Source organism: Polaromonas sp., from assembly GCF_012927415.1.
GTDB lineage: Bacteria > Pseudomonadota > Gammaproteobacteria > Burkholderiales > Burkholderiaceae_C > Polaromonas.
The window spans coordinates 1-11,498 of sequence record NZ_JABBPF010000208.1; the positions used below are offsets into that span (position 1 = coordinate 1).

An 11,498-nucleotide genomic window follows, 5' to 3' on the forward strand; every position below is an offset into this window, starting at 1 on the left:
AAAACAAATTAGCAGGACTCCAAGCATTTCTGAGCTGCCTGTGCGGCAGTGAACACCGCGTTGCCAGTCTGCCCTGCGTTTTATGTTTTCTGAGCTGCCTGTGCGGCAGTGAACTCTTGGATGGCCGTGGGTCAGGTCGGCGCCAATTTCTGAGCTGCCTGTGCGGCAGTGAACTTTTGCCTGACGCGGGCGTAGATCCAGTCCAGTTTCTGAGCTGCCTGTGCGGCAGTGAACGAGAAGTCCGCCGTCTTGGTGGCCACGTACCATTTCTGAGCTGCCTGTGCGGCAGTGAACCGTTGGCTTTGTGTACGCAGATCGTCCAGGGTTTTCTGAGCTGCCTGTGCGGCAGTGAACGCAAGCAATGTGTCGGCTCCTGTCGATGGCATTTTCTGAGCTGCCTGTGCGGCAGTGAACCATGCGCGCGAAGACGCATTCAATCGCTGGAATTTCTGAGCTGCCTGTGCGGCAGTGAACGTATTGCCGAGCATGGTTCTATTTTTCCATGTTTTCTGAGCTGCCTGTGCGGCAGTGAACAATATCAACGTAGGCCTGGGTATCGGCTCCAATTTCTGAGCTGCCTGTGCGGCAGTGAACATAATCTCCCAGAGTTTTTCTTTTTGAATAAATTTCTGAGCTGCCTGTGCGGCAGTGAACCGTGGCACCCTTTGAGCGCAGCGCTGCCCATATTTCTGAGCTGCCTGTGCGGCAGTGAACCTCAGGCGTTGCTTTTATCGCTGAGGTTCTGCTTTCTGAGCTGCCTGTGCGGCAGTGAACCTGGCGCATCTGCATTTGCTGGATCACCTGGTTTTCTGAGCTGCCTGTGCGGCAGTGAACGCAACATGCTCAAGATCGCCGGTCAGTTCTAGTTTCTGAGCTGCCTGTGCGGCAGTGAACGTCAGTGGCACGCTGGGCTACGAGGCGCAGCTTTTCTGAGCTGCCTGTGCGGCAGTGAACTAGAACATCAAAATTCACCATCCCAAATGTTATTTCTGAGCTGCCTGTGCGGCAGTGAACGTTTCCTGCTGCGTGCGTTGCTATGGGGTCGATTTCTGAGCTGCCTGTGCGGCAGTGAACATCGCGGCGGGTGGTGGCCTACTTTCCCCGTATTTCTGAGCTGCCTGTGCGGCAGTGAACTTTAATCGTGATTGAGTCCGTGTCGCCGTAAATTTCTGAGCTGCCTGTGCGGCAGTGAACGAACAGTATGTTTAGCACTGCAAGCACCGCGATTTCTGAGCTGCCTGTGCGGCAGTGAACATTTCACGGAATTCGGGGGAGGTAATACGGACTTTCTGAGCTGCCTGTGCGGCAGTGAACGAGGCGTAGGCGCTTTCCACGCCGTTCTTGACTTTCTGAGCTGCCTGTGCGGCAGTGAACATTTAATCGCGGAGGAAGACTTATCTTCACAATTTCTGAGCTGCCTGTGCGGCAGTGAACAGTCACTGCCCATCATGGGGTTGTCTGGGATATTTCTGAGCTGCCTGTGCGGCAGTGAACTCGACTATGAATTGCGCAAGCGCCTACCGGGAAAGAAGATTCTTTGAAAAACAGCGTGCCAACCCAAAAACTTGGGTGGCATGTAAGTCATTGATTTTTAAAGGACGCTTCGACTCTTTGAAAAAAGGGTCAGAACCAGGCGATTGTGGCTTTCTGACTCAGCCCGTAGGCATTGAAGGTGCCAGGCTGCACGCTGGACTGCAGCGGCCCGTGTTCAATGAACAGCCTGAAGCTCTGGCCGGTACTGGTGCTGCGCAGTTGTAGAAAAGGCAACTGCGTTAGACGGACAGCGTTGTCCGGAATGCGCTGGCGAGCTTCATGTTCGTCCAAGCTGTGCCGACGCATCAGCCGGCGGCGCAGGCGCTCGGGGCTACTTTTGATTTGCACCCGACTGACGCGACGGTGCTGCGCGGCGGGTGGGTTTGGCGTGGGCGGCGTCAAGGCGACATGGTTGCGCATACCCGCCAGCCAATCGACGGCCAGCAGCGTGGCCAAGTCCTTCAGACTCCCGTGCAGGCGTAGGCGTGTACCCAAATGTGGCGCCTTCGAGTCGAAGCCCGGGAAACTCACGCCAATGCCAGCGCTTGCCTGCGCCGCCAGCGCGCGGTGGAGCCTGGCGTACAGCGCGCTCATCAGCTGGTTCGCCGGAAATTCTGGGTCTGGCCGCACGTCGATGTCAACGTAGTGGTCCATGATTTTCAGTCCTTGCCCGCGTCGCCAAACACGCCGCCGCGAATGAGCGTGGCCATGACGAAGTGCTGCTGCTCCGCGACGGGCGCCTTGTCTTTGATGAGCCAGCCATCCAGCAGCGTATAGAAGTCCATCTTGTCGGAGGGCTGGCGGTAGGCCTTGCCCTGGGTGGTGACGGAGCCGTAGGGCTCGATGGCAATCGGGCCTTGCTCGGCAGCATCAAGGTACCAGGTGTCAATACTGCGCAGGGCATTGCCCAGTTTTTGCGAGTGCATGCCGGCCACATCGTCTACGGTGTAGAGCGTTTTGCTCTTCTTGCTTTGGCCCTTGTCCAGTATCAGCTCTTGCGACGGAAACACCTCTTGCCCATCACCCAGGCGCACAAAGGCTTCCACGCGCAGCAGTACATGCGCCAGACCAGACAGGCCCTGCTCTACAACTTGGCCTAGTGCCTCGGCCGCGCCTTCTTGTCCGGCTGGCACGTTGAAGTCACGCAGAGACCAGGCCAAGGCGTCAAACGTCCACTGCTGCAAGGGCTGGCCGTCTTTGAGCTGCGCAATGCGCACCTCGACCTGCTCGGCGCCCAGGCGGTTGCGCCACAAAAAACGCCCGTTGGCCAGGTTGGCTGCGTAGCGCGCGGCCAACATGCCCAGGCCGTGTGTGTCCACATAACCTTTCACGGTGGCGCGCAGTTTGGCCTGGTAGTCGGCGTTGTTACAGGCCGACGGAGCACCTACACCGGCCAGCACACGCAGTGTGAAGCGCACGCGGAGGGTGTCGGCGTTTCCAGGCAACGTGGCGACATCTACGGTTTGAAGGTTCGGATTCTGGATGGCGGCGTCGAGTTTGGCTGGATCGGCATCTTTGGCGCTCTTGAGGCGGTTGGAGATGGTGCCGCGCACGGACTTTTCTCGCACGGTAATGGCGGGCCAGGTGCTGGATTGGTCGCGCTGTGCCCAGATGCCCGAGAAAAACAGGGCGTCCGAGGGGTCGAGCTTGCGTTCAAAGGCGAGGACTGAAGCGGTTTTGAGAGCGGTGGTAGCCATGAAATTTTCTCCAGGTCAATTTATGCAGATACGGTTTCGGGAGGGGACGCTGTGGCCGGCTCGACCGCCAAAGCGGTGGCACTGCCCTTGAAGGTTTCGGGTGCGCAGGTGTTGCGGCAGCGGTACAGGCCGGTTGCCTCGTCATAGGTGGGCCACCAGATGAGCTGCGCCGCATCGCGCAAACGGTGCGGGCTGATCCACTGGCCAATAGAAAACACGCTTTCAACAAAGCGCAGCGGCGTGGTCGCGTCGCGTGCCTGTGCCACGCTGCCCGCCGGATGCAGGGCCGATAGCGCAGCGTAGCCGACAGGAATGGGCACCAGCCAGCCAGGCCGTTCGTCGCGCTGCCATTCAATGCGCTCGGCAGCGACGGACTTGGTACTCGTAGCTTCCGCCGCCGGTGCCTCACCCTCCACCGGCGACGCAGGCCTACGCACGGCGCGGGTGTTGATGCGTGACAGGTCCAGCCAGGAGTCCAGTACCGTGGCGGGCGTGGGCTGGCCGTCGGTCTGGCGCTGCGACAGTGTGCGTTGGTGGGCTTGCAGCAGGTCGTCGCGCGCTACCAAGGCAAAACCGGGCAGCAAACGGCGGCTGAGCTGGGTGAACTCTTTGCGCTGCTGCTCGGGCTCTTGGGCCTCCAGGCGCAGTTGTGGCTGCAGCGCGCGGCGCGCGCGCAGGGTGTGTGGTGCAATCACGCTACCACCGGCGATGCGCATGGTGGCCAGCAGGTCGGCCACGGTCTGCGCCATTTTCTGGCGTGCGGTATCGTCCGCCCAGTAGCTGGACAGGCTCACGTCAAACACCAGGCTGATGTCGAGGTGGATACGGCCTTCTTCAACGATACCGGCGGTCGATCCGTCCTTGCGCACCGGGTTGCGCGAAAGGTGAAAGCTGTGCGTGTAACCCCGGTGCGTTTGCGCTTCAAAGCGGTGGCACACCACGCCAACACCGTTGAATTGCAGGCCGCAGTCGGCGCCTAGCTTGCGCTCCAGCGCCGCCATCAACCCCACAAAGGCGGTGATGCCGGGAAAACCCCAGGTCATGGGACTGGAAATGGCGTTGGCGTTTTGCACCTGCAAGTGCGGCACGAGCAGCAACGCACGGTCAAAGGTGGGGTTCAGATCAGCAGGCATCGGCAACCTCCCGCAGTGCCCAAGCTTCTTGCGCGAGATCATCGCGCACCAGCGTGCGCCAGTGGGCAAACTCCGGGTCGCCCAGCGGCAGCGAGTCGCGCAATTGGCCATTGATCCAGCGCGCCAGGTCTTGGGCCACGGCGTCCAGCGTGTCGTCCACCTCGGGCGTTCGGCTGGACGCGTCCAGCACGGCCTGCGCTACCCCTTCTGGGTCGAGCCAGTGCGTTTGCGCGGCGCTCAACTGACATTCAGGCCGCTGGCTCCAGCCCGGCGCCACGGTGCGCAGCGTGGCGGTGAGTTGCAGCCATTCGTCCAGCAGGTCGAACACCATGGCGTCGCGGCGCTGGCGGGTGTCCAGGTTGGCGGCCGGATTCGATGCAAGGAACTGGCGCAGTCGCTGCAGCGTGTGCTTGACCTCGGGCCGGTAGCCAAACCGTGCCATCAGGCGCTTACTGCTGAGGGGCAATTGCTCGCGGGTTTGCCAAAGCGGCGGCAGCGAGGCCAGCAGTGGGTTATTGCCGCCACGCTCGCTGTTGAGTTGACTGATGTTTTGCGGCTTGGTACCGCCCATCTTACGCACGGCCAGGTGCGGGTATTCATGCACGGGCGTGTCGCTGTCAGCGCCTTCTTTGCGGGCCTGCCGCGCTGCCTTGGCAGTGTCCCCAAAGCGGTGTTCTTGCAGCGTTTGCCATACTGCGTGGGCCAGTGCGCTGCCAAACAGCGGCGCGATCAGGTGGTAGCTGGCATCGTCGTGCGCGTCGTCTTCCACGCGCCAGTACAGCTGCTTGGCATAGCCGTGGCAGGCCCGGGTGCCGCGCGGCTGCAGTAGTGAGGCAAAAGTTTGGAGTAAACCGTTTGCCTCTTCTGGGTTACTGCTGAATACCGCTCCCAGATCAATATCGTTAGCACAGGCAAGCTCCAGCAATGTTTGCCCTTCGTACTCCAACTTTAGAAATTTTGGAACATCGAGATAGGCTGCATTGCCTGTCACATCCAGCTCATACATCTCGCCTAAACAGTGGCTTCCCACCTCATCAAGTGAGGCCAAGGACTGAAGCTCAACTTTTAGCTCCGTTCCCTCGGCATAGCCATGAATGGGTTTTAGCGTGTGGGTCACGTATCGTAGGAAAAGAGATTTCTTCGCAGCGTTTGGAATCCACGACGTTATTGAAAATTTCTCTTCCTCTTTCGCGCGTTTAGGGTCGTCAGGTTCCAGCGGTTCGAGCTTGCCGTCAAGTCGTTCCGTTAGGAACGTCTGGATCAAGGCTCTGAGCTGGGCCTGACGCTGGGGGTCAGAAATAGGCATAGGGCAAAAATCCTTGGTAAAAAACAATCACACTGGCTGCACACCGCGCGCACATGTCATCTCCTTGCTCTGTATATCACATGGGTCAACGCCTCTAATTACTATTGAATTAATAGCTACTGGCGCCCGTTGTAAAAGCGCTGTAGCCTGTTTTTATCCCATTTTTCATGCCTTGGCCGAGGTAAACCCGAGCGCCGGGTGAAAGCGCACACGCCAGTCCTTGTCGCTCACGGGCAAGGCCATGCCGCCGTAGCGCTGCGCACAACCGGCCGGGGCGATACCCAGGCTGTGCGCCAGCGCGCTCACCGCCTGCACGTAGTCAAACGCGCCCCACACGGCAATGCGCTCGCCTTGCACCAGCCGGTCGTCCAGCAGTTCCATACACTCGCGCGTGACGTTGACGCTGCGCGGGCCGGTGCCGCGTTTGACCCACTCCAGCGCCAAGTGCAGCTCCATGCCGTCCTCGTCGTCGTTGAGCAGCAGCATCACATCGACATGTTCCCGGGTTTGCTGGCGAAAACGTTGGCGTTGCGGCAGCACATGGGTCAGCAGGGCGTCCTGTGGCGGCGCAAGCCACCAGGTGGCGCCGTTGAATAACGGCTCTGCCGGTGGCTGGCGCGCGACTCCACGCACTGGGGCGCGGCCATGCAGTGCGGTGGCAGCCGCTGCCGGCACGGCGCGCAGCAAGGTCTGGCGCAGGCGGGCGTGCTCCAAGTCCACCCAATAACGCTGCGGCTGCAACTGCTCGGGCGCGGGGCTTTGGATGCGCGGGCGTGCGTCGATGGTGTTCAGGCCATCGATTTCGTGCGGGCGAAGCAACTCTCCCAGACGATGTGATGCCAGTAAGAATGTATCGCCGTCTTCAAACCCAGGCCATCGGAACGCTGCACCACCGGGCGCCTGGAAGTGGCGCAGGTTGGTGTCCAGCACGGCAATGTTGGGCTGCGTGCAGGCGCCTGTGCGGTGGCGGCGCACGCGTCCTGCCAACTGGATGAGCGAGCGCATGGAGGACGGCTCGACCACGGCCCAGTCGTAATCGTGGTCGCGGCCCACTTCCGTCACAGGCGAGCCAAGCACGATGAACATCTGGTCGACGGCCTCATGCCCATCAATGCACTGGCGCAGGTCGGGGCGGTCAAACACCGCTTCAGACTGGCGGCGGTTGAGCACTGCATCCAGCCGCTGCTCGATGGCCGAGCGCAGCAGCAGTGGAAAGCGCGCGTGGTACACGCACAGATGCACCTGCCAGCCTGCGGCCACCCCCTGGCGAAACAGCGCCAGCGCCACGTCCACCAGCGGCTCGATGTTGGCCATGCGCACCAAGCCAAAGCTGATGCGCTTGCTGCTGTGCGGATCAAGGCTATGGTGGTGGGCGTGCAGCGCCATGGCTGCTGCCAGCATGGCTTGGGCAAAACCGGCATGGCGGGCCTCAGCGTCCTGGGCGTTGGCTATGCGCAGGGGCAGCAGCGCAGCGCGGCGGCGCACTTCGGCCACGCTGGCCAACCGCTGGCTGCGGCTTTGCACATAGCTCGCGTGCTGCGCCATGAACGCGTCAGCGCTGGCACAGTCGGCATGGCGTTGGTCGTGCTCGTCCAGCCACAGGCAGCACACGGCAGGCGGCGCCGCGTTGCCGGGTTGCGCGCCCCGGTTTCTGGCGTACTCGCGCCGCCCGGCCAGGTAGGCTTCAAACAGGCCCTGCACCAAAGCGGGCGCCAGCGTGGCCGAGGACAGCAGCACGCGCGCGCCGAGCAGCCCTGCCCAATGCACCAGACGGCCCAGTGCGGGCAGGTCGCCCAGGTCAAAGTCGTCGGGCTCGTCGAGCACCAAGTCGCTGCTCATGAGCCGCAGCATGGGCGCGATCTGGCGGCCGCCGCGCTGGCTCTCGGTGGCGGGCACCAGGTGGTCGATGGTGCAGACCAATAGCGGAGCTGCCAGCAGTTGGCGCACCTTGGTGTCGCGCGTGACGCGCGAAAGCAGCGGGTGCGCGTCTTCGTTGCCTTCGATGCCCTCCACCTGCGCAAACTCGTTCACCAGGTCTTGGCGCGAGGCCGAGCCGCTGGCCTCGGCCTGTGCTTCATAGTGCTCAAACAATGCACGGCTGGCCGCGCCGCCCACCAAGATGGCCAGCTGCTCGTCGTCCAGTTGCAGCAGCTCACGAAACGCCCGCCCGGTTTGCAGCGTGAGTGTGCGCAGCCCCATGGCAAAGGCGCAGCGCATGCCGCGCACCGGATCGGCCAGCGCGTGCATGACCTTGGCGTTGGCCAGCGTTTTGCCGCAACCGTAGACGCCATGTTGACGATGAAGGCGCCGTGCATGGCTGCCGGCTCGCGCTGCGAGGCAGCCAGGTCGGCGGCTTTGTCCTGCCAGCGAAAAGCGCTGTTGGTGCTGCGCTGGCGAAAAAGCCGGTGGCCCTTCATGCGCGGCAAGTGCAGCTCAAACCCCGGCAGGGCGTGCGTGGCGCGCTGGCTGTGCTGGGCGACACCGATCAAGTGCTCGTTGAGAGGCTGGAGCGGCGCACCGGTCTTTCGGTCTGTGTTGGCATAAAGCGTGCCCCACTGCGCGACTTGGACGCGCGTGGAGTCTTGAGCATCAAGACTCGAATAGTGGTGGTCTGCCAGCATCAGGCACATGCGCGAGATGTGCATCACATACGGGTTGGCCAGCCAGTCGCCCTGCGCCGGCTGGGTCACCAGCACCTTCAAACGCCGGGCGAGCCTGGCAGCGTTTTTCTGCCAGTTGGGGCAGTGCACGGGCAGATCTTGGGGAGTGAACGTCCAGTACGGCTTTACCCACTGGGCCTCGCTGTGGGTGGGTACTTCGTTCCACGATACAGTGATTCGGTGCAGCACCTGCGCCAGATGGCCAGGATTGAAAATTTCGTCTTTGGGCGGTTGTGGCAGTCGGTGGTGCGTTACCACCAGCCAGCCGATGGCCTGGGCCAGCGGGGCGTGTGCCAGCGCCGTAAAGGGCTGCGGGGCGGGTGTGTCCAGGCCGTCGCGCACCAGCCGTTCAGTCCAGCTGGCGTGATCAGCCGGCGTGGGATTGACCAGCCGGGCCAGCCACTGCAAATCGGTATCCGTGCCCACGAAGGCCTGGAACATACGCAGCGATACCCACTCATGGCGGTAGTCGTTGCGCCCCATATCGCCTTTATTACGCAGCCGGTCTTGAAATGCCTTGCTGGCCTTGCCCAGGTCGTGCAGCAACGCGGCCAGTGCGGTGAACAGATGAATGGCCTCGCCGCTGTGCCAGTCGTTTTCGTCCTGCGCGCGCAGCACGTTGCGCTGCGTGGTGTGCGTGGGCACAGCGCCCCGGGTGTTGAAGCGGCGCGCATCGCCCACCACCCACAGCAGTTCACTGTGGTCGAGCCCGCGAATCCAGTGGCAGGCCACGGCGGTGTTTTTGCGTGCGGTTTTGCGCAGCAGGCGGCACAGGGTGTCGAGGCCCTCTTTGGTGATCGGGGTTTGCCAGGTGCGCTCGCCCCGGCGTTCGGCGAACTGGTCGAGGATGCGCCGGGTTTCGACCAAGGCGCGTTTGTCGCATTCACAGATAAGCAAAACGTTCATGCGGACGGCCCTGATGCTGCGGGCAGGCTGAGGGCTACGGCACCGGGTGAAGTGCCAAGCGCGGCCAAGCGTCCTGTCTCCAGCGCAATGGCTTTGAGGGTGTCAATCATGAAGTCTAGCGCCTCTTTGCGGGTGAGCTGCTCGATGCAGGCCTGGCGGAACTCTTGTTCTGTGTCGCCACGCGCCGCTGAAATGAACGACTGCGGTAGCACGATGGCATCTTTGACCAGATCGGCTGCATCAAACACCAAGCCGCCACGCCGCGTCTTACCGTGCAGTACCGCCAGCGCTGCGGGCAGGCCCAGCACCCAAGTGGCGGTGGCGCCCAGTCCGTATGCCAGGTAGTTGCCGTGGTCCAGGAACGCGTTGGCTGGGTCGCGGCTTTCGCCGCGCGCGCTGCGCGTGAACTCGCCCGCTTGCGTGGCGTGCGCCGCCAACTTGTAGAGCTGCTTGGTCAGGCGCCCTTCCAGGGCCAGCAGGTGCGTGACGTCGGGTGCCGCCGCCACGGCGGCGGTGGTCTGCGTCACCAGCGCGGCAACAAGGTCGATGGGCACGGAAAACACGCCCGCTTTGGCCCGCGCGTGCTCGCCCCAGTGCTGCTGCAGATAGCGCAGGCGCGACGACTGCAAGGCTTTGGCAGCGGCCAGGCGCAATCCATCGTCAAACCAGAAACGCACCCAGTGTTGCAGGTATTCCGTTGGCCGGTACTCGCTTTGTGGGGCGAACCACGCCACCTCTTGCTCGAATTCGTTGACGCTGAACAGCGGCGTGCCACCTCCACCGCAAAAACCGACCATGACACCTGCCTTGGCCAGCTCGCGCATGGCCGCTTGCGTCACCGACGTGCCGGTGCCCAGCAGTACGGTGGTGGTGTTGGCGATGGGAATGTTCCAGTACAAGGAGCGCTTGCCCTCGTCGGTCACGTATTCAACGCGCCCGTCATGAACGAGCACTCGGCAGTGCTCAAGGTAGTAGAGATTGGCGCGCTTTGAATGCAGAATGGTCTTGAAGTCTGCGGAACAAAAGTCGTTCATGAAAACGTATTATGACTTTTAAAACGGAAAGTTACATTGTTTTATGTCATCGAATTTAAGGCGTGTCATTGATGAGTCAAGCGATAGCCAAATGCTTAGCGCCCAGGAAATTGGGCGCTGATCTGTCGTGGCGTATGGCGATGGCGCGCTACTGCTTGAGTCGGACAAAGAAGTTATCGAGCAGGTAACAGGCACGGTACAGATCGCATGGGCATGCTTTGCATCAGCAAGCTTTGACGCACCCTCTGCGGAGGCTTCCTGCGCGTCCAGCAGTTTGGCTGCGGCTGCCTCCAGCGCCAGGGTCAACGCGTCCAGGCGGTCACGGCTGACAGACGGCAGCGTGCCCGACTTGCCGGCCTTGATCTGCGACAGCACGGCGCCGGCCGCATCACTTTTAGCCCTGTCGAGCGCCAGCGCTTCCGTGGCCACCAGGCTTTCGATTTCGGCATGTATTGATTGGGCGATGCCTACGGCGTTTTGGGCAGCGTCGGCCAGCGGTGCCAAAGCTGCAATTGCGGTGTGTGCCCCTGCTACCCGGGCATAGGCATTCAGCATGCGGGTTAGGTGACAGATTTCACGGTTGACTGAAGCTATTTCCCGCTCTGCCCCGATATGGTGCTCACGGGCCTGTTGGTGCTCGGCGCCCAGCGCCAGCAGTTGCCTTTCAGCAGCGCCCAGTGCTTGAATCTGACGATTTGCTGCTTTCAAGCTGTCAACTTGGGCGGCGGCGCGGTCCTCGCGATTAATCCGTCCGGGCAGGTCCAAGTGCTTAATCTGTTGTTGGAGAGTGGCGATTTCGGCCCGGATAGTCGGGTGCTGTGAGTTCTTCATGGGGAAAGTCCTTAATCAGAGAAAAGATCGCGGGAATTGGCGGCTGGTGCAGGGGCTGGTGCAGGGGGCGGGTTGAGCCAGGCTTCCAAGGCTGTAGCTCGGATGAACGTCAGATGGCCGATGCGGATAGGCCGCAAGGGAATATCGCCGCGGGCCAGGGCACCGCGAAAGACGTCTGTGGTGAGGCCGGCCAGTCGGGCGGAAGCTGCCAGGCGGAGTAGCCCGCTGGCTGGGATGGGTGTGTCGTGAATTTGCATGCCCCAAGAGTGGGGCTGGGTGGCCAATTGGTCACTGCGGCACAATTTCGCGTCCTTCAAGCCAGATATGGGCCGTCTGGCTTGCTCATCCATTGATAGGCCCAGTTACCGTCCTATGTGGCCCGGTATGGGGTAGGGTTG

The 11,498-nt window shown here is 61.8% G+C and carries 7 protein-coding genes, 1 pseudogene and 1 CRISPR repeat array; all 8 genes and pseudogenes read right to left on the bottom strand.

Features of this window, described 5'->3' with window-relative positions; all coding sequences use genetic code 11:
- The first annotated feature begins 26 nt into the window (after window positions 1-26).
- A CRISPR array of direct repeats spans window positions 27-1,494; the repeat unit is 28 nt; unit sequence TTTCTGAGCTGCCTGTGCGGCAGTGAAC.
- Window positions 1,495-1,623: 129 nt separating this feature from the next.
- The 8 genes and pseudogenes from cas6f to HHJ19_RS17050 all read right to left on the bottom strand — a co-directional run bounded on the left by cas6f (window position 1,624) and on the right by HHJ19_RS17050 (window position 11,100).
- On the bottom strand, window positions 1,624-2,187 hold the full coding sequence (gene cas6f, locus HHJ19_RS17015) for a type I-F CRISPR-associated endoribonuclease Cas6/Csy4 (RefSeq protein WP_296909047.1): 564 nt from the start codon (window positions 2,185-2,187) through the stop codon (window positions 1,624-1,626).
- A 5-nt stretch (window positions 2,188-2,192) separates the two neighbouring features.
- On the bottom strand, window positions 2,193-3,230 hold the full coding sequence (csy3, locus tag HHJ19_RS17020; protein WP_296909048.1) for a type I-F CRISPR-associated protein Csy3: 1,038 nt from the start codon (window positions 3,228-3,230) through the stop codon (window positions 2,193-2,195).
- 20 nt (window positions 3,231-3,250) lie between these two features.
- Entirely contained in the window at window positions 3,251-4,363 is a 1,113-nt protein-coding gene (gene csy2, locus HHJ19_RS17025) for a type I-F CRISPR-associated protein Csy2 (RefSeq protein ID WP_296909049.1), read from the bottom strand.
- The gene (gene csy1, locus HHJ19_RS17030) at window positions 4,353-5,669 is read right to left on the bottom strand and encodes a type I-F CRISPR-associated protein Csy1 (protein WP_296909050.1); all 1,317 of its coding nucleotides are present in this window, start codon (window positions 5,667-5,669) and stop codon (window positions 4,353-4,355) included. The genes csy2 and csy1 overlap by 11 nt, the downstream gene beginning before the upstream one ends.
- Before the next feature lie 165 nt (window positions 5,670-5,834).
- On the bottom strand, window positions 5,835-7,916 hold the full coding sequence (gene cas3f / locus HHJ19_RS17035) for a type I-F CRISPR-associated helicase Cas3f (protein WP_296909051.1): 2,082 nt from the start codon (window positions 7,914-7,916) through the stop codon (window positions 5,835-5,837).
- Between the two features lie 548 nt (window positions 7,917-8,464).
- Window positions 8,465-9,235 (bottom strand): annotated as a pseudogene (locus HHJ19_RS17040) (HD domain-containing protein); the annotation flags it as partial.
- Complete coding sequence (cas1f, locus tag HHJ19_RS17045; RefSeq protein ID WP_296909052.1) at window positions 9,232-10,269, bottom strand: type I-F CRISPR-associated endonuclease Cas1f; 1,038 nt, start codon at window positions 10,267-10,269, stop codon at window positions 9,232-9,234. The gene cas1f and the pseudogene HHJ19_RS17040, both read right to left, overlap by 4 nt.
- A gap of 18 nt (window positions 10,270-10,287) precedes the next feature.
- Entirely contained in the window at window positions 10,288-11,100 is an 813-nt protein-coding gene (locus HHJ19_RS17050; protein ID WP_296909053.1) for a hypothetical protein, read from the bottom strand.
- Window positions 11,101-11,498 lie beyond the last annotated feature (398 nt).